The organism is Mesorhizobium sp. M2E.F.Ca.ET.209.01.1.1, from assembly GCF_004010375.2.
GTDB lineage: Bacteria > Pseudomonadota > Alphaproteobacteria > Rhizobiales > Rhizobiaceae > Mesorhizobium.
Window position 1 is genome coordinate 191,832 of sequence record NZ_SADP02000001.1, and the last position, 18,080, is coordinate 209,911.

At 64.6% G+C, this 18,080-nt stretch carries 22 protein-coding genes; 16 read left to right on the top strand and 6 right to left on the bottom strand.

The window, feature by feature from the left end; translation table 11 throughout:
* Positions 1-111: 111 nt before the first annotated feature.
* The 4 genes from EN852_RS00980 to EN852_RS00995 all read left to right on the top strand — a co-directional run bounded on the left by EN852_RS00980 (position 112) and on the right by EN852_RS00995 (position 3,819).
* A complete protein-coding gene (locus EN852_RS00980; protein ID WP_245519483.1) occupies positions 112-828 on the top strand; it encodes a TetR/AcrR family transcriptional regulator in 717 nt (238 codons plus the stop codon).
* 41 nt (positions 829-869) lie between these two features.
* Complete coding sequence (locus EN852_RS00985) at positions 870-1,901, top strand: histone deacetylase family protein (protein WP_127874564.1); 1,032 nt, start codon at positions 870-872, stop codon at positions 1,899-1,901.
* A gap of 440 nt (positions 1,902-2,341) precedes the next feature.
* Positions 2,342-3,052 carry a helix-turn-helix transcriptional regulator gene (locus tag EN852_RS00990; protein ID WP_127874565.1) on the top strand — a complete coding sequence of 237 codons (711 nt, stop codon included), beginning with the start codon at positions 2,342-2,344 and terminating at the stop codon, positions 3,050-3,052.
* Complete coding sequence (locus EN852_RS00995) at positions 3,049-3,819, top strand: helix-turn-helix transcriptional regulator (RefSeq protein WP_127874566.1); 771 nt, start codon at positions 3,049-3,051, stop codon at positions 3,817-3,819. The genes EN852_RS00990 and EN852_RS00995 overlap by 4 nt, the downstream gene beginning before the upstream one ends.
* A gap of 58 nt (positions 3,820-3,877) precedes the next feature.
* Here the strand turns inward: EN852_RS00995 and EN852_RS01000 are convergent, their stop codons facing one another.
* From EN852_RS01000 to motA, 6 genes are read right to left on the bottom strand one after another with little or no spacing between them, the layout of a single operon-like run.
* Positions 3,878-4,315 (bottom strand): hypothetical protein, encoded by a 438-nt coding sequence (locus EN852_RS01000; protein ID WP_127874567.1) that lies wholly within the window; start codon positions 4,313-4,315, stop codon positions 3,878-3,880.
* 17 nt (positions 4,316-4,332) lie between these two features.
* Positions 4,333-5,415 (bottom strand): flagellar biosynthesis protein FlhB, encoded by a 1,083-nt coding sequence (flhB, locus tag EN852_RS01005; protein WP_127874568.1) that lies wholly within the window; start codon positions 5,413-5,415, stop codon positions 4,333-4,335.
* 24 nt (positions 5,416-5,439) lie between these two features.
* On the bottom strand, positions 5,440-6,465 hold the full coding sequence (locus tag EN852_RS01010; protein ID WP_127874569.1) for a flagellar motor switch protein FliG: 1,026 nt from the start codon (positions 6,463-6,465) through the stop codon (positions 5,440-5,442).
* Between the two features lie 43 nt (positions 6,466-6,508).
* Positions 6,509-6,901 carry a flagellar motor switch protein FliN gene (gene fliN / locus EN852_RS01015; protein ID WP_127864344.1) on the bottom strand — a complete coding sequence of 131 codons (393 nt, stop codon included), beginning with the start codon at positions 6,899-6,901 and terminating at the stop codon, positions 6,509-6,511.
* A 30-nt stretch (positions 6,902-6,931) separates the two neighbouring features.
* On the bottom strand, positions 6,932-7,870 hold the full coding sequence (locus tag EN852_RS01020) for a FliM/FliN family flagellar motor switch protein (RefSeq protein WP_127874570.1): 939 nt from the start codon (positions 7,868-7,870) through the stop codon (positions 6,932-6,934).
* A gap of 34 nt (positions 7,871-7,904) precedes the next feature.
* Positions 7,905-8,780 (bottom strand): flagellar motor stator protein MotA, encoded by an 876-nt coding sequence (gene motA / locus EN852_RS01025; protein ID WP_127864342.1) that lies wholly within the window; start codon positions 8,778-8,780, stop codon positions 7,905-7,907.
* 147 nt (positions 8,781-8,927) lie between these two features.
* Here motA and EN852_RS01030 point away from each other — a divergent pair, with 147 nt between their 5' ends.
* The 12 genes from EN852_RS01030 to flgH all read left to right on the top strand — a co-directional run bounded on the left by EN852_RS01030 (position 8,928) and on the right by flgH (position 18,071).
* The gene (locus EN852_RS01030) at positions 8,928-10,049 is read left to right on the top strand and encodes a DUF1217 domain-containing protein (RefSeq protein WP_127874924.1); all 1,122 of its coding nucleotides are present in this window, start codon (positions 8,928-8,930) and stop codon (positions 10,047-10,049) included.
* A 7-nt stretch (positions 10,050-10,056) separates the two neighbouring features.
* Entirely contained in the window at positions 10,057-10,779 is a 723-nt protein-coding gene (gene flgF / locus EN852_RS01035) for a flagellar basal-body rod protein FlgF (RefSeq protein WP_127864340.1), read from the top strand.
* A gap of 4 nt (positions 10,780-10,783) precedes the next feature.
* A complete protein-coding gene (gene fliI, locus EN852_RS01040; protein WP_127874571.1) occupies positions 10,784-12,190 on the top strand; it encodes a flagellar protein export ATPase FliI in 1,407 nt (468 codons plus the stop codon).
* On the top strand, positions 12,171-12,959 hold the full coding sequence (locus EN852_RS01045) for a hypothetical protein (protein WP_127874572.1): 789 nt from the start codon (positions 12,171-12,173) through the stop codon (positions 12,957-12,959). The genes fliI and EN852_RS01045 overlap by 20 nt, the downstream gene beginning before the upstream one ends.
* An 88-nt stretch (positions 12,960-13,047) precedes the next feature.
* Positions 13,048-13,428, top strand: coding sequence for a flagellar basal body rod protein FlgB (gene flgB / locus EN852_RS01050; protein WP_126059627.1), 381 nt, complete (start codon positions 13,048-13,050; stop codon positions 13,426-13,428).
* Between the two features lie 2 nt (positions 13,429-13,430).
* Entirely contained in the window at positions 13,431-13,847 is a 417-nt protein-coding gene (gene flgC / locus EN852_RS01055; RefSeq protein WP_095817159.1) for a flagellar basal body rod protein FlgC, read from the top strand.
* Positions 13,847-14,176, top strand: a complete 330-nt coding sequence (locus EN852_RS01060) for a flagellar hook-basal body complex protein FliE (RefSeq protein WP_127864337.1) — start codon at positions 13,847-13,849, stop codon at positions 14,174-14,176. The genes flgC and EN852_RS01060 overlap by 1 nt, the downstream gene beginning before the upstream one ends.
* A 10-nt stretch (positions 14,177-14,186) precedes the next feature.
* Entirely contained in the window at positions 14,187-14,975 is a 789-nt protein-coding gene (flgG, locus tag EN852_RS01065; protein WP_127874573.1) for a flagellar basal-body rod protein FlgG, read from the top strand.
* A 6-nt stretch (positions 14,976-14,981) separates the two neighbouring features.
* Entirely contained in the window at positions 14,982-15,503 is a 522-nt protein-coding gene (gene flgA, locus EN852_RS01070) for a flagellar basal body P-ring formation chaperone FlgA (protein ID WP_127874574.1), read from the top strand.
* 149 nt (positions 15,504-15,652) lie between these two features.
* Positions 15,653-16,741, top strand: coding sequence for a flagellar basal body P-ring protein FlgI (locus EN852_RS01075; RefSeq protein ID WP_246694162.1), 1,089 nt, complete (start codon positions 15,653-15,655; stop codon positions 16,739-16,741).
* 8 nt (positions 16,742-16,749) lie between these two features.
* The gene (locus EN852_RS01080; protein WP_127864333.1) at positions 16,750-17,370 is read left to right on the top strand and encodes a MotE family protein; all 621 of its coding nucleotides are present in this window, start codon (positions 16,750-16,752) and stop codon (positions 17,368-17,370) included.
* Positions 17,367-18,071, top strand: a complete 705-nt coding sequence (flgH, locus tag EN852_RS01085; protein WP_127864332.1) for a flagellar basal body L-ring protein FlgH — start codon at positions 17,367-17,369, stop codon at positions 18,069-18,071. Before EN852_RS01080 ends, flgH begins: the two co-directional genes overlap by 4 nt.
* Positions 18,072-18,080 lie beyond the last annotated feature (9 nt).

The window sequence follows — 18,080 nt, forward strand, 5'->3', positions numbered from 1 at the left end:
CGAAAGTCGATGCCGATGCGCCGTCTTCGAAATTCCCCTTGTTATCGTTGAAGACAGCGTGGATAAAGAATGCGACTGTTTATTCGCGTTTGTCAACAGCCGGAATTTGGCATGTATAGTGGACTGCACCGCGCGCCGATGGTGAGGCCGAGCGGGGAACGGGGGCAACGGGCAGTGAAGCGCAGTCTCGACCGCAAGACCAAAATAGCGCTCGAACCGCGCAAGCAGCCGCGGCAGCAACGGTCGAGCAAGGTGGTCGACAGGATTCTCGACGCAGCGCTGATCCTGACCCGCGAGCAAGGAACCAAGACCCCGACGACGCTCGCCATCGCGCAGCGCGCGGGCCTGTCAGTCGGTTCGGTCTACCAATATTTCCCCAACAAGGAAGCCATCCTTCTCGAACTCGGCAGGCGCTGGCTGTCGTCCTTTCCCGAGGTGATCGCCAAGCGCATCAAAGTCGCCCCACCCACCAACCGCGAAGAGTTTCGCCGCGAAGTGCGCAAGCTCTTTATCGACACGTCGCGGATCTATCTCGAAAACGCGACCCTGATGCCGGTGATCGAGGCCATTTCCGGCAACGCCGACCTGAGGCCGATCCAGGACGGATACGACAAGGACATCATCGCCCTCTACGCAGCCTGGCTGCAGCATGTGAACCCGGCGCTTGAGGAAAAGACCGCCAAGCGGCTGGGCCTGGTGATGATGGAGGTCGGGCACGCCTGCAGGCTTGTCGGACTGAAGCGGGATCGCAAGACATTCGACCTCATCGAGGACGATGTGGAAGCCATGTGGCTGGCTCTCGTGACCCCCTATCTCAACCTCGACTGATTTCGCACCTCCAACCGATTTCGCGCTTCCAGGGGAATTCCATGAAGACTGTCTTTTCGCCACTTCACGCCGGTCATTCAGGCCAGATGGAACTGGTCACATCGGCCATCGTGCCCGGCTTCGAGAAACCGTCGCGGGCCGAAATCATCAAGGCGCGGGTGGAGAGCGAGAAGCTCGGGCCGATCATCGGGCCGGTCGACCACGACCTCGCCGCCGCCAAGCGCGTGCACGATGCCCGCTACATCGATTTCCTGCCGACCGTCTGGCCGGAATGGATCGCCGCCGGCTTCACCGGCTCGGCCATGGGCTTCACCTGGCCGACGCGGGGCCTGCGCGGCGACGTGCCGCCGAAGCGCATCGATGCCTTGCTCGGCTATTACTCTTTCGATGCCGGCGCCACCTTCGTCGAGGGCACCTGGGCGGCGATCAAGTCCTCCTATGACGTCGCCCTGACTGCCGCCGCGCTCGTCAAGGGCGGCGAGCGCACCGCCTTCGCGCTTTGCCGGCCGCCCGGTCACCATGCGGGTGCCGCCTTTATGGGCGGCTATTGCTTCATCAACAACGCCGCCGTCGTCGCGCAATGGTTCCGCGACCAGGGCGCCAGGCGCGTGTCGATCCTCGATGTCGACTACCATCACGGCAACGGCACGCAGGAGATCTTCTATCGCCGCGGCGACATCCAGGTCCTCAACCTGCATGGTGATCCGATGGTCGAGTATCCCTTCTTCCTCGGCCACGCCGACGAGCGCGGCGAAGGCGAAGGCGAGGGTTTCAACGTCAACTATCCAATGCCCTTCGGCACAAACTGGGACGGCTGGAGCGCATCGCTGGAGGATGCCTGCGCCAGGCTTGCGGCCTACGCGCCCGACATCGTCATCGTGTCGCTCGGCGTCGACACTTTCGAGAAGGATCCGATCAGCCAGTTCAAGTTGAAGAGCGAGGATTATCCCAAGATCGGCCGTCGTATCGCCAAGCTGGGTCTGCCGACGCTCTTCGTCATGGAAGGCGGCTATGCCGTGGAAGAGATCGGCATCAACGCCGTCGGTGTGTTGACCGGATTCGAGGATCGCTAAGCGCAGTTCGACCGAAAGGCAGACGCCCCCGAATGCAACCGGGGGCGTCTTTTTTTTGCGGCCCGGCCAGGAAATCATCAGCTCAATTCGACTTTGAGATCATCGCCAAGCAACGCGAAGATCGGCCGCTGAGTCGCAACGCGAGTCCATCGGATTCGATTTTGTCAAATCGCGTTTGATGTCGGATTCATCTGCGGGTAGATTAGACCCGAATCAGCCGGTCCACGGGGGGCGCGGCGACCACCCAAAGTCTCAAGTTCCGGCGCCAGGCCGGCACCAGACGCGGACGGTTTCGCGTTCCCTAGAGGGATTCGGCGCGGTTGGGCGCCGTTCGCGCCCGTGAGTGTGTCTTCGTAAACGTGACGCGTTTCGGGGTCCGGCCGCTGGCTTCGCCAGCACCGGGCACAAGGATCGATTCCGGCAAGAATCCAAGAATTAAAATGAGCAGTCCCGCCGCGCTTCTCCAACCCGATGCTTCAGGCCCGCACCTGACGTCCCGCGGCGATCTCACCGGTTTTTTCATGCAGCTTACGGCCGACATCGGCGCCGACAGCTACATGCTGGTCGCCATTGTGCATGACCAGGACCGCAACGACGCGCGCATCGTCTCCTCGAACTGGATCTTCGATGCCATAGAGCTGATCGGCAAAAGGCTGATCGCCAATCTGGCGCTCGGCCCTCTCACCGTGGCGCCCGGAGTGCGCCCCAAGCCGTTGGTTGCGGCGCACGCGCCCGACGCCGGCGCATTGCTGACCGGCGAAGAGGCCCGCCTGCTCGACGTGCTCGGCCATGCCGAAATCTACTCGTTGCGGCTCAATGTCGGCCGGCAGCGCCTGTTCGTGCTGTTCTCGGCCGCCGAGGCAGGCAAGATCGACCTGACCGCCTTGATGAAGGCACAGCTCAAATGCTGCTATGCGCTTTCCAGCATTCCGCAGCTTATCGCGGCGGCATCCATGCAGGACCCGCTGTCAGACCGCGAACGCGAATGCCTGTTCTGGGTCTCGGAAGGCAAGACCACCGACGAGGTGGCCCTCATCCTCGGCGTCTCGTCCAACACCGTCAACAGCTACATCACGCACGCCATCCAGAAATTCGCGGCCTCGAACCGCGCGATGGCGATCGCGACGGCGATCAGGAGCGGCATCATTTGAAGCACGCACAGGTCAAAGAGGCGGCCGCCGCCCTTTTCAACGATCAGCGCAACCCCTTCGGCGCCTTCTCGCTGGGCTCGGAGACGCATCACGCGGCCACCATTCCCGATGCCGTGCGCCGTTGCCGCTGGATCGCGGTGGACATCAATGCCTCGGCCTTCGGGCTCTATTTCGTCAGCCCGTCGGCCGAACGCGCTCGCCTCGTCGCGTGCTTCGATTCCGACTACCCGAGCACCGCGGTCGCAACCAAATTCATCTCCGGCGCCAATGGCGAGGATGTGGTGCGGCACAGCCGCATCTCGACCGCGCCGCGCTGGTGGGCCGACGACGGCATCGCCGGATCGCGGCAGGTCTTTCAGTCGCTCGCCTGGGCAGAGCCGACCGCGCCGCTGGCGCCCGGCACAACCGGCATCGCCCTTCCCGTGCATGCCGACCGCGGTCAATGCGGCCTGGTCGTCTTCCTGGGCTCCGAGATGGCATTGTCCGACGACACGTTGTGCGAGATCCACGCGCGCTCCTTCGCGCTGTTCGCGGCGGTCGCCCGCATCCGCCCCACCGACAGCGGCCGGATGCGCTCGATCTCCAAGCGCGAGCTCGAATGCCTGAAGCTGACCGCCAACGGCAACACCAGCGAAGAGATCGCCAAGCTTCTCAAGCTCTCGGTGCACACCGCCAACCAGTACCTCACCCAGTCGACGCAGAAGCTCAACGCGGTCAACCGCAACCAGGCGGTCGCCAAGGCGTTGCGGCTCGGCCTGATCGAGTGATGTCACGCATGCAGCGCTAAAGGTGACGCGGCGAGCTCGGCTCGCCACAATCAAATCATCAGGGAAATGCCAGCGGCTCGGTCCTGCGGATGCGGGCCTCCTCTACGGCGCCCTCGAGCAAGGCAGTGTTGTGCTCAGGCGTCTCGCCGGGCTTCTCGAACGACACGTAGTTGACCACCACGGAAGGCCCGCGCTCGGTCAGCGTCAATTGGAAATAGACCGTCACGCCGCGCGGCCGCAGCTCGAGATCGAGCACGATACGCGGACTGCCGCTCCAGTCGACATGCGCCTCGCCGCCATGGCCGAGCCGCAGCGTGCCCGGCCGGAAGTAAAGCTCGGCGGCCGAGTCCACCAGGTCCGACAGGCAGGCGAAATGCTCGAGCCGGATGAAGGCGATATAGTCGGCAACGTCGATGAGCCTCAACTCGCCCACAACAGGCTCGATGGCGCTGGCGACGATCAGCTCGCGGGAATTGGCGTGTGGTTGCCGGTCCATGGATTAGCGGCGTCCGTTCATTGGGTTGCCTTGCGGGCGGACTTCTTCGAGTAGACGATCCGCACCAATTCGGCGACCGCCTGGTAGAATTGCGACGGGATCACGCTATCAACCGAAACTTGCTTGTACATGGAGCGTGCGAGCGCCACGTCCTCGAAGATCGGGATGTTGTTCTCCCTGGCGATCTCGCGGATCTTGAGCGCCACCAGATCCTGCCCCTTGGCGAGCACGATGGGAGCGGAATCCTCCCCGCGCACATATTTCAGCGCGATCGAAAAGTGCGTCGGGTTGGCGATCACCAGCGTCGCGCGCGGCACCGCCGTCATCATGCGTTTGCGCGCCCGGTCGCGCGCCAGCGAACGCAGTCGTGACTTGACGATCGGATCGCCTTCCGACTGCTTCAGCTCGTCCTTGACTTCCTGCTTGGTCATGCGCAGGTCGCGCCGCCAGTGGAAACGCGACCAGACGATGTCGACCACCGCGATCAGGCCCATGACGAAAACGATCGCCGCCAATATGTCGACGAAGATGCCGCGGATAACCATGCCGAAGGACATCGGGTTGGTGATCATGCCGGCAAGCAGCTTGCGATGATCTTGCGAGAGCGTGAAGCTCAGCACCGCGATGGCAAAGCCAAGCTTGGCCAGCGACTTCAGGAATTCGACCCATCCCTGCACGCCGAACATCCGGCTCCAGCCCTTGGCGATCGAGATGCGCGACAGCTGCGGCCTGATCCGCTCGCCGACGATCTGCGGCAGGTTCTGGAACACCGAGGCGCCGATGCCGGCAACCGTCAGGAGCACCAGCAGGCTGACCACGGCGCGGCCGATCTCGGTCATCACCTGCCGGTAGAGCGAGATGACGTCGGTCTCGGTGTCCATCGGCCAGGCTTCCGGCTTTTCCAGGAATGTGGACAGGAACATGCCGAGATCGACGATCGCGTCCTTGGCGTAGAAGACCGCGAAAACCAGGATGGCGAGAAAGGACGCAAAGATCGCGGTCTCGCGCGAATGGGGCAGCTTGCCCTGTTCGATCGTGTCGCGGATCTTCTTTTCTGTGGCTTCCTCGGTTTTGGAGTCCTTGTCGACCGCTTCAGCCATGACGCTCTGACCGGGTTACTATCGTCAGGCGGCTTCGGCGGCAGTGGCGGTCTGCATCGAGGGCAGCTCGAAAGCACCTTCGCGCGACAGCCGGATCGCGGCGCTCGATATGCTCTTGCGGGCCGCCATGATGTCGGCAAGCGCAATGCCTTCCGATCCCTGTCCAAGCTCGGATTCGATCATGCGGCGCGAGCGCGCGCCGATCGCCGACAGTGCCGATTCGGCCAGTTCCGGCGACGCGCCGCGAAGCGCCAGCGTGACGAGTTCGGTCGACAGCCCATCGAACAGGAGGACACGGGCCTTCTGTGGCAGCAGCGGCAGATCGTCGAAGGCGAACAGCCGCGACTTGACGCCGGCGAGATCGGGCGTGCCGGCCTGCTCCAGGTCCTGCATCAGGTCGTCCAGTTCCGGCTTCGCCATCTCGTTGAGCATGCTGGCGACGCGTTCCTGCCCGGCCGTGGTGTCCCTGCTGGCCTTCTGCGACAGCACGCTCACGCGCAGCTGGTTCTCGACGATCCGGGAAGCCGCATCCGGGATGTTGGCCATCGTCACAATGCGCTTGATGATCTGGCTGCGCATCGGTTTTTCCATGGTGAGCAGAACATTGGCGGCAGCCTGGGGCGCCAGCTTCGAAAGCACCATCGCGGACGTCTGCGGATGCTCGCCGGAAAGGAAGGCGCCCAGCCGTGCCGGTTCGAGCTTTTCGAGGTCCGGCCAGATCGGCGCGGGCCCTTCCGCGACCGGCTCGAACTTCCTCTCGCCCATGATGGCGCTCATCTCTTCGGGCGACAGCGATTCGTTGAGGATCGTATCCATGCGGTCGGCCGAATCGAGCAGGCCCGCGCCCTCGGTGAACTCGGCCTCGAACTCGGCGACGATGCGCTCCAGATCGGCCTGCGGGATGGTGCGTAAGAGACGCGCGCCCTCGATCAGCGCCTTCAGCTCATCCTGCTTGAAGAATTTGAGCAGCCGGCTGGCCGCGGGCTTGCCCATGGCCACCAGTATGGCCGCCGCCTTTTGCGGACCTGTGAGCGCCAATGCCGTCGTCATGCGTGTTGCCCTCGCTGCCGATTGGTCCGCCCGCCGACCATGCTCACGCCCTCTTCGTCGCGGCGATGATCTCGGTGAGCCTGATGCCGAAGCGCGTCGGATCGCTCTCCAGCACCGTGATCTCGCCGCGCGCTATCTTGCGGCCGTTGACGACCACGTCGACCGGCTCGCCGATACGGCGGTTGAGCGCGACCGTGGAGCCTTTCTGCAGCGCCATCAGCTCCGAGACCGGCATCTCGGTGCTGCCGAGGATGATCTGCACGTCGACCGGAATGGTCATGATGATCGACGAATTGGCCCCCGACCGAAGCGCGGCATCTGGACGGCCCTCCTCTTCACGGAGCACGCCACGCAGTTCTTCGATAGCGCGATCCAGCTGCTCGTTGGGTTGGCCGGTTTCCGTTTCGGCCTCGGCTTCCACATTTGTCGCTGCCATACTTCGTCTCCATAAATCCCGGGCCTGGCGTCAGCCCGGCATCAGTCCGTCGATGAAATCCTGCCCGGCATCATGCGGATGGCTGATGCGGACCGTGTAGTTCTGTCCGAGCTTGCCGAACTCGCAGACAAACAATGTCTTGTCGCGGGCGCTGAGCCTGGCGTTGAGCTGCGCTTTCTCCTCGAACTCGATCACTTGGCCGGGCGCAAACGCGGCAAGGTCGCCGAGCGTCAGCCTGGCGAGCGGCATGGTCGCCTCGAGCCGGACGGTCGAGCGCATCACCTCTTCGGAGAAGCGGGCCCGCCAGTCGAACTCCGTGGCCTCGCCATCTTTGCCCGCGGCGGCTGCGCCGTCGCGCGAGATAAGCAGCAGGCGCTGCGGGATCATCACCGTGAGCGTGCCGCTGTCGGACGGCGTGGAAAGGCCAAAGACGATGCGCACGGCAGCGCCGTCGCGCAGCACGCGCCGCCTCGCCTCGTTGCCGGCCATGGCCCTCGGCACCGGCAGGCGCAGGTCGAGCGAGCGTTTGCCGGATCCGTTGAGCGCCGTCGCGACCTCCTGGAAGACGGTCGTCGCGACATCGGCTTCGATCTGCGACAGGTCGCGCTCGATCGGCGCGACCGGCTGGTCGGGATCGCCGCCGAACAGCGCGCTCACCATGACGGCGACCGCCTGTGCATCCATCACCAGCGTCATGGCGTCAGCCGAGGAAGGCGAGGAAACGATGGTCAGCGCGAAGGCATCGCCGGCGCGCGAACGCGCTTCGGGAACGCGGCCGACCTCTACCGCCTGCAGGTCGACGGTCACCGGCGCGCCGAGCTCGCCGGTAAGCGCCTTTTGCAGCACCGGCAGCGCCCGCTCGGCCATGCTGCGGCCGGCGCCGATCACCTGCGCCGCCTCGCCGCTGTCGCCGACAAGCCGCTCGATGATCAAGGCCCGCGTTTCTGACGGACTGGCCGGACTGGTCATGGCGGCAGGCGGCCCTGTCTCGGATGCTGCATGCTCAGGCCGCCTTCTTCTCGGCGGAGCCGGCGTTCATGGTGCTCTGCTCGACGGCATCGATCGTCGGACGCTCATAGGAGGAGATCGTCTTGCGGCCGAATTCGATCGCCACCTGCGGCAGGGCGCCGTTCATATACGCAAGCAGCGTCTGCTTGACGATGATGTAGAGGCGGTTCTTCTTTTCGCGCACCGTCTTGATCTTGGTCGCGACCGGACCGACCACCGCATAGGACAGGAAGATGCCGAGGAAGGTTCCGACGAGTGCGGCGCCAATCAGGCCGCCGAGGATTTCCGGCGACTGGTCCAGCGCGCCCATCGCCTTCACCACGCCGAGCACGGCGGCCACGATGCCCAGCGCCGGCAGGCCGTCGCCGACCGCCACCATCGCGTGGTAAGCCTTCAGCTTGTCGCTGCGGATCGTCTGGATCTCTTCATCCATCAGCGCCTCGATCTCGTGCGAGCGGGCATTGCCGATGATGATGATGCGGCAATAGTCGCAGATGAAATGCGTCAGGTCGTGGTTCTTCAGCACGGTCGGGAAGGCCTGGAAGATCGCCGACTCTTCCGGATTGTCGATATGCGCCTCGACCTCGCTGCGCGACTTCGAGCGCAGTTCGCGCATCAGGCTGTGCAGGACGCCGAGCGTCTCGAGATAATCGCGCTCCTTCGGCACCGCCTGCTTGAAGGCTTCGAGAATGCCCTTGCCGGTGTCCTTGACCGTCTTCATCGGATTGGCGACCAGGAAAGTGCCGAGCGCCGCGCCGCAGATGACCACCGCTTCCCAGGGCTGCAGCAGCACGTGCAGATGGCCACCCATGGCCATGAAGCCGCCGAGAACGCAGCCGAGCGTCACCACAAGTCCGATCAGAATGCCCACGACAGGTCCTTCCGCATGTCACGTCGTGGATCAGGGATAGTCCCCGTGCCTTGTGTGAGGCTTGAATCGAGGGTAGCGGACGCGATTCAGCTTCGCGCAAGGAAGTGACGTTATTGTCCAGGGATAGCTTCGGCCGGAGGCATGTCCTTGCTCAATACCTACACCAGCTATCAGTTGATTGCCAAAGACATCAGCAAGTCGATCGACCGGATTGAGAAACAGCCGATGGTCGATCGCGATACCCAGTATTATCTGGCCAACATCACCAAGGTGAAATCGATCGACGATTTCGTCAACAATGACCGCCTGTTCAAATATGCCATGAAAGCCTATGGGCTGGAGAACATGGACTACGCCAAGGCCTTCATGGTCAAGGCGCTGAAGGAAGGCGTTTCCGACCCCGACAGTTTCGCCTACAAGCTGACCGACAAGCGCTACGCCCAGTTCGTCAAGGCTTTCAATTTCGCGGCGGATGGCGCCGATGCGACCGTCTACAACCCAGCGCAGCAGCTGGTGACGAAGAACTACGCCATCCAGGCCGAGATCGCCGGCCTCGACCCGAATTCGGACTATGTGAAGGGCGAGACGACCTACTATCTCGCCAACATCACCAAGGTGAAATCGGTCGACGATCTGATGTCGAACAACCGGCTCTACACCTACGCGCTTGCCGCGTACGGCCTGGATTCGGCGACAGAGGACAAGGACCTGATCAAGTCGGTCCTGCAAGGCGGCGTGCGCGATCCCGAAAGCGTCGCCAACAAGCAGACAAACAAGGCCTATGCCGGGCTCGCCTCGGCCTTCAACTTCGAGCAATACGGCGAAAACGCCACCACCTATGTTCAGGCGCAGCAGCCGACCGTCGACATGTACATGCGCCAGACGCTGGAGGAGGATGCCGGCAAGACCAACGAGGGCGTGCGGCTGGCGCTCTATTTCCAGCGCAAGGCGCCCGATATCACCAGCTGGTACGACGTGCTGGCCGACACCGCTTTGGCCAGCGTGGTGCGCACCGCGCTCGGCCTGCCCGATTCCTTTGCCACGGCCGACATCGATAAGCAGGCGCAGTTGTTCGGGCAGAAGCTCGACATCAAGGACTTCACCGACCCCGACAAGCTCGGCAAGTTCCTGACCCGCTTCACCAGCATGTACGAGATCGCTCACCCGACCTCGACGGCAGTGACGTCGGTCAGCGTGCTTTTCGCGCAGCCGACCACAGTCGGCATCTCCACCGATCTGATGATGGCCATGCAGCAATTGAAGTTCTGAGACGATCATGCAGGACAGTCTTTACGTCGCCCTTTCCTCTCAGATCGCGCTCGAGCGCCGTCTCGACACCATCGCCGACAATGTCGCCAATGCCTCGACCATCGGCTTTCGTGCCACCGGCGTGAAGTTCGAGGACGTCGTGTCCGGCACGGGGCCGAGGTCGGTTTCCTTCGCCTCCTCCGGCAATACCTATCTTTCCGGCGCGCATGGCGCGCTGACCGAAACCGGCAACCCGTTCGACTTCGCCGTCCAGGGCGATGCCTGGTTCGCCATCGACACGCCCGCCGGCACCGTGATGACGCGCGACGGCCGTTTCTCCATGAACGAGAACGGCGAACTGATGTCGATCGAAGGCTATCCGGTGCTGGACAGCGGCGGCGCTCCGATCCAGCTCGATCCGCGCAACGGCCCGCCCAAGGCAGGCGCCGACGGCTCGCTCAGGCAGAATGACCAGTTGGTCGGCGCCATCGGCCTCTACAATTTCGATCCCGGAGAGAATTTCGTCCGCTATGGCAATTCAGGCATCGTTCCGGCGCGCACGCCCGAACCCGTCACCGATCGCTCCGACATCGGCATCGCGCAAGGATTTCTGGAAGAGTCGAACGTCAACCCGGTGCTGGAGATGACCCGGCTGATCCAGGTGCAGCGTGCTTTCGAGAACACGGCGGCGCTGATGCGGCAGACCGATTCCTCGACCGAGGACGCGATCAAGACGCTCGGCTCGAAGTAACGGCATGACGACCGGCCCGTCCCTGTTGCGCGCTTCCGAGAGCCCTGCCGATTCCGGAAGGACGGACCGGCTGGCCGCGCTCGAACGCGTCTGGCGGCGGTTCGACGATCCGCAGGCGCTGCTTGCGCGCGGCGGCCGTGTCGCCGAGATATCGCCCACGCATTACAAGGTCCGCGGCCTGTCCGGGATCGCCAGGCTGGGCGACATCGTGGAGCAGCGCGGCAAGGCCGGCGCGCGACGCGGCGAGATCGTCAAGATCGGCAGCGACGAGGTCGTGATCGCGCCTTTCGAGCGCAGCGCCGATGCCGGTATCGGCGACGCCGTCTTTCGCCGCGGCCCGCTCGCGGTCACGCCGCATGTCTCCTGGCGCGGGCGCGCCGTCGACGCCTTGACCCGTCCCATTGACGGCGGTCCTCCGCTGATCCGGTCGAATGCCACCGATGTGATGCATGGCGCGACGCCGGGCGCCTTGTCGCGCCAGCGCGTCGGCACCGGCTTCCTCACCGGCGTCAGGGTGATCGACATCTTTACCCCGCTCTGCTTCGGCCAGCGGCTCGGCATCTTCGCCGGTTCCGGCGTCGGCAAGTCGACGCTGCTTGCCATGCTCGCCGGCGCCGAAGCCTTCGATACGGTGGTCGTGGCGCTGATCGGCGAGCGCGGCCGCGAGGTGCGCGAGTTCCTCGAGGATACGATCGGCGCCGAGAGCATGGCCAAGACCGTCGCCGTCGTCGCCACCAGCGACGAAAGCGCCATGATGCGGCGCCGCGCGCCCGACACCGCCATGTGCGTGGCCGAGCATTTCCGCGACCAGGGCCATCGCGTGCTCCTGGTGCTGGATTCCATTACCCGCTTCGCGCATGCGCTGCGCGAGGTTGCGACAGGAACCGGCGAGCCGCCGGTCGCGCGCGGCTATCCGGCCTCGGTCTTCACCGACCTGCCGAAGCTGCTCGAACGCGCCGGCCCTGGCGCCGAGGGAAAAGGCTCGATCACCGCCATCATTTCCGTGCTGGTCGACGGCGACGACCACAACGATCCGGTCGCCGATTCGGTGCGCGGCATCCTCGACGGCCATGTCGTGCTCGACCGCGCCCTGGCCGAGCAGGGCCGCTATCCGCCGGTCAATCCGCTGTCGTCCATCTCGCGCCTTGCCGACAAGGCCTGGAGCCCGGAACAGCGCGTGCTGGTGACAAGGCTGAAATCGATGATCGCGCGCTTCGAGGACACGCGCGACATCCGTCTTTTGGGCGCTTACCAAAGCGGCGCCGATGCCGAGCTCGACAACGCGGTGCGCCAGGTGCCGCTGATCTACGATGCGCTCACGCAATCGCCGAGGGACCGCACGTCGGTCGATCCGTTTGCCGACCTCGCCCGCCATCTCAAGGGGAAGCTGAATGGCGATCAAGGAGACTGAGCTCCAATATACCGAGCGCATGCTGCGCGACATGCTCGCCGAGGCCGAGGCGGCGGAGCGGGCCGAGGCCGACAAAGCGAGGATTGCCAAGGATCAAGCCGCGCGCGCCAGGACGGAGAAGGCGGCGGCACTGCTGACCAGAGCTGACAGGCCGCATCCTTCGAGGGTGCCCATCGCCAAGGGAGCCGATGCGGCACAGGCCAGCCGCGATTCATTGATCGACGGGCTTTTCCCGCGCGCCGAATGGCCGGAGCCGCCGAAAGCTCAGTTCCCGCGCCTTGCCGACAGGAGCGCCGACCGACGAAGCGATTTCGTCATCGCCGCGCTGGGCATCACGCTCGGCCTGATCTGCGCGTTGTTTCCCTGGTACATCTTCTTCAATCAGGAGCAGTTCGGCGTCCAGGCCATCAAGTTCGGCGGCAGCGGCAGCAATTCCGGACGCGAGGGCGGCGGCGTTGTGGCTCAACGCAGCGGGCCGCTGACGGCCAAGGACGTTCCCAATCCCGATATCGATCTCTTTGCCACCGGAACGGTTGAGGATGACCCCGCCCCGCCGCCCGCCGACCAACCTTTCCCGGCCGCCGCTTCCGAATTCAAGATGGTGCATGTCGCCAACGGCCGCGCCATGATCGAGGACGATACGGGTCTGTGGGTCGTTCAGCGCGGCTCCGTTCTGCCGGATTCGAGCCGCGTCGCCTCCATCGAGCAGCGCGGCGGCAAGTGGGTGATCGTCACCAGCACGGACAAGGTGATCCCGCTCTCGAAGTAACGGAGCCGGGCCGTACAGCCCCGCCCCCGCGCAAGGTCCGCGCAAGACTGGCCGCCTAGTCTTGTGCGTACTTGTCCGGGAGATTCCCATGGAACCCGTAAATCTTTTCGATCTTGCCACGCGGCAGTCGCAATGGCTGGCCGTGCGCCAGTCGGCGATTGCTTCCAACATCGCCAATGCCAACACGCCGGGCTATACGGCCAATGATGTCGAGCCGTTCGAAAAGGTCCTCGACCGCACCGCGGTGACGCTGGCTGCCACGCAGACGGGCCATCTTGGTGCCGAAACCACCAATGCCGGTTTCAACGTCAAGCCGGAGGACCCTGACGGCGCGATCATGCCGTCGAAGAACACCGTCGTTCTCGAGCAGGAGCTGATGAAGGCCGGCGAGGTCCGCCGCTCCTTCGAGCTCAACACGGCGATCGTGAAGGCCTTCCATTCGATGATGACGATGGTGGTGAAGAGCTGACCATGGACGCCCTCACCGCAGCCCTCAAAGTCGCGGCATCCGGTCTCGGCGCCCAGTCGGAGCGCCTGCGCGTGGTCTCGGAAAACCTCGCCAACGCCCAGTCGACGGGCAGCACGCCCGGCGCCGATCCTTATCGCCGCAAGACGATCACCTTCCAGTCCGAGGTCGACCGCGCGACCGGCGGTTCGCTGGTGGAAGTCAGCGCCATCAATCGCGATCCCTCGGACTTTCCGATCGAATTCCAGCCCGGCAACGAAGCCGCCGACGCCAAAGGGTACGTCAAGATGCCCAACGTCAACACATTGGTCGAAATGGCCGACATGAGCGAGGCGAACCGCTCCTATGAAGCCAACCTGCAGGTCATCAAGCAGGCTCGCGATCTGATTTCCATGACCATCGACCTGATGAGGAACCAGTAATGATCGGCGGTATCGGGGCAATACAATTCAAGACGGCGGTTGACGGCGCGGAGTCGGCGTCACCAAACCTTTTGCAGGGCGGCGTCGGGACGCAGGCCAGCGAAAGCGTCGGCAGCAGCTTCGCCGACGTCCTCAGCCAGGCCGCGACGAAGACCGTCAACACGCTGCAGGGTGCCGAGCAGATGTCGATACAGGCGCTCAAGGGCGACGCCGACACCCGTCAGGTTGTCGATGCGGTGCTGAGCGCCCAGCAGGCGCTGCAGACGACCATCGCAATCCGCGACAAGGTCGTCTCGGCTTACCTCGAAATCAGTCGCATGAGTATCTAGGAACCGCGTCATGAAAGCACTCGCCATCGCCGCGACCGGCATGAACGCCCAGCAGACCAACCTGGAAGTCATCGCCAACAACATCGCCAACATCAACACCACCGGCTACAAAAGGGCGCGGGCCGAATTCTCCGACCTGCTCTACCAGGTCGACCGCACGCAAGGCGTGCCCAACCGCTCCAACACCTCGCTGGTGCCGGAAGGCGTTTCGATCGGCCTTGGTGTCAAGACGACGGCGGTGCGCAACGTCCACACGCAGGGCGAGCTGGCCAGCACCGGCAACAGCTTCGACCTGGCGTTGACCGGTAGGGGCTGGTTCCAGATCCAGGGCGCCGACGGCGGCACGCTCTACTCGCGCGCCGGCTCCTTCAACACCAATGCCACCGGGCAGTTGGTGACCGTCGACGGCGCCGAGGTCATTCCGGCCATCACCGTGCCGACCGATACCATCGAGGTTATCGTCAACAAGACCGGCCAGGTCTTTGCCCGTTTGGACGGCCAGACCAACCTCCAGCTTCTCGGACAGCTCCAGATCGCCAATTTCGCCAACGAAGCGGGCCTGGCCCCGCTGGGCGACAACCTCTTCCAGGAAACGGCCGCCTCGGGCCCGGCCAATGTCGGCGTTCCAGGGGATCCCGGCTTCGCCACGATCCAGCAGGGTTACCTGGAATCCTCCAACGTCGATCCGGTCAAGGAAATCACCGAGTTGATCTCAGCGCAGCGCGCCTATGAAATGAACTCCAAGGTCATCCAGGCCGCCGACGACATGGCCTCGGTTGTCTCCAAGAACATCAGGTAACGGGTGATGGCCGGGCCGATCTCCTTCGCACTCCGACGGGCCGTGCTGGCCACCGCCCTGTTGGCCGCCGGCACGCCGGCTATCGCGCAGGACGCCACCGGCCAGTCGGCGAACCAGATAGCCGCCGGCCAGCCCGCCGGCGAAGCCGTGCTGATCCCCAACCGGGTCATCTATCCCGGCGAGACCATCGAGGCCGCCTCGCTCAAACAGGTCACGCTCATCCCCGGCAAGCACAAGCCTGACGGCATGGCGACGCGCTCCGAGGAACTCCAGGGCAAGGTCGCCAAACGCACGCTTCTGCCCGGCCGCTATATCCCGGTCACCGCTATCCGCGAGGCCTGGCTGGTCGAGCAGGGCGCTTCCGTGCAGGTCTATTTCACCGCCGGCGCGCTCACCATTTCGGCCGCCGGCGTCACGCTCGAACCGGGTGCTGCCGGCGACCAGATCAAGATCCGCAACACCGACAGCGGCAAGATCATCTCCGGCACGGTAATGGCCGACGGCACCATCAAGGTCGGCGCTTCGTGATGCGCGCCTTCGTCGTTCTGATGAGCATGGCCATCGGCCTCCAGCCGGTGCTGGCGGACGGGCTGACGCCGAAGGCCAAGCGCGAGCTGGCGCAGAAAAATGGCGGCGTCTACGACGATCCGGAATATGATCCGGCCACGACCCAGCGCATGTTCCGCGTTTCCACCGGGCCAAGCACGCTGCCGCCCGGCCAGGTCGCCGCGCGCATCAAGGACATTGCCCAGCTGCAAAGCGCGCGCGACAACCAGCTCGTCGGCTACGGCCTGGTCATCGGCCTCGCGGGCACCGGCGACAGCCTGCGCAACTCGCCCTTCACCGAACAGTCGATCCGCGCCATGCTGGAGAATCTCGGCATCGCCACCGAAGGCGGCAGCGCGCGTGCCAAGAACGTGGCCGCCGTCATCGTCACCGCCAACATGCCGCCCTTCGTCCAGTCGGGCGCCCGCATCGACATCGACGTCTCCTCGATGGGCGACGCCACCTCGCTCGCCGGCGGCACGCTGGTGATGACGCCGCTGAAGGCCGCCGATGGCGAGATCTACGCCGTCGGGCAAGGCTCGGTGATCGTCGGCGGCTTCACCGCCCAGGGCCAGGCGGAGCAGTTGACGCAAGGCGTGCCGACCGCCGGCCGCGTGCCGAACGGTGCCATCGTCGAGCGCGCCGTGCCGGCCGAGTTCGACGATCAGGGCGTGTTGACGCTGCAATTGCGCAATCCCGACTTCTCGACCGCCATCCGCATCGCCGATGCCGTCAACGACTACACCTCGCAGCGCTTCGGCATGCGGGTCGCCGCCGAGCGCGATGCCCGAACCGTGCAGATCAGGCGACCGAAGAACATCTCCGCAGCTCGCTTCTATGCCGAGATCGAGAACCTCGTCGTCGAGTCGGATGCCCCTGCCCGCGTCGTCATAGACGAGCGCACCGGAACCATCGTCATCGGCAGCAATGTCAGGATCTCGCGCGTGGCGATCAGCCATGGCACACTCACCGTGCGCATCACCGAGGCGCCGCGGGTCGTCCAGCCTGAACCCTTCTCCAGGGGCGAGACCGCGGTGGCACCGTCCACGGCCATCGATGCGAGCCGGCCCAACGCGCGCGTCGCCGTGCTCGACGGCCCCGATCTCGAAACGCTTGTCTCCGGCCTCAACCGCCTCGGCGTGAAGCCCGACGGCATCATCGCCATCCTGCAAGGCATCAAGTCGGCCGGCGCCCTGCAGGCCGACCTGGTTCTCCAATAGGCACACCGATGATCGCGCTCCTCTCCTCGATACTGCATCGTCGCCCAAGGCTTCACTCCGCGAGCGGCCTCCTCGCCATTGGCGCGATCGTCGCGCTGGCGGGCGGCGCGGTCCGCGCGGATGAAGTGCGCCAGGTATTGCCTGGCGGTCAGGCGCCGGCTCAGCCGGCCCAGCTCACGCGCGAGACGGCATCGGCCCAACCGGTTGGACTTGCGGGCGGCAAAGCGCCTGACGAAAGCGAGATCCAGCGCTTCTGCTCCAACATCGCGGATGCCGCGCGCGACCGCCGCTACGCCCTGCAGGCGGAGCAGCTGAAGCAGCTGCAGGCCGGCATCGACGAGCGCATGAAAGCGCTGGAGGCAAAGAAAGCCGAATATGAAGAGTGGCTGAAGCGCCGCGAAGTTTTCCTGGCGCGCGCCGAGGACGGCGTCGTCAAGATCTATGCCGGCATGAAGCCGGACGCCGCCGCCGAACGGCTGGCGATGGTCAATGCCGAGCTCGCGGCGGCCATCCTGATGAAGCTCGATTCGCGCAAGGCCGGCGTCATCCTGAATGAAATGGACCAGAAGGCGGCGGCGACGCTCACCGGCATCATGGCCAGCGCGGCGCGAAGGGTTGATCCGTCATGAAGTTGAAATTGCTCGCCCTGATCGCCCTGGCCGGCCTGGCCGGCTGCGGCACCGATCCCAGGGAAATCAACAGGGAGCCCGCTTTGTCGCCGGTCGGTTCCGGCATCGGCGAGGGCGGCTCCGGTCCATACAGCTACCCTGAGCCGCCCGCTTCGCGGCCGAAGAAATTCTCGCTGTGGGACGATCGCCAGAGCCGGCTCTTCACCGATCCGCGCGCGCTGCGCGCCGGCGACATCCTGACCGTCAACATCAGGCTCAACGATCGGGCCAATTTCAAGAACCAGAACGATCGCAGCCGCACTGCCGCGCGCAAGCTCGGCTACGACGTCAATCTCGGCTGGGAAACGGCGAGCACCAGCGGCAAGGGTGACGCCGGCTTGAGCTCCAGCACCGAGACCAATGCCGACGGCGAGATCAAGCGCTCGGAAGATATCGCGCTCAATGTAGCGGCCGTGGTGACGGAGGTGCTGCCCAACGGCAATCTGATGATCAGGGGTTCGCAGGAGGTCCGCGTCAACTACGAGCTGCGGGTGCTCACCATCGCCGGCATGGTTCGTCCGTCCGACATCGGCGCGGAGAACACCATCCCCTACGAGCGCATCGCCGAGGCGCGCATCTCCTATGGCGGCCGCGGCCGTGTGAGCGAGGTCCAGCAGCCGGCCTATGGCCAGCAGGTGCTGGACCAGGTTCTTCCTTTCTAGGACCGGGAG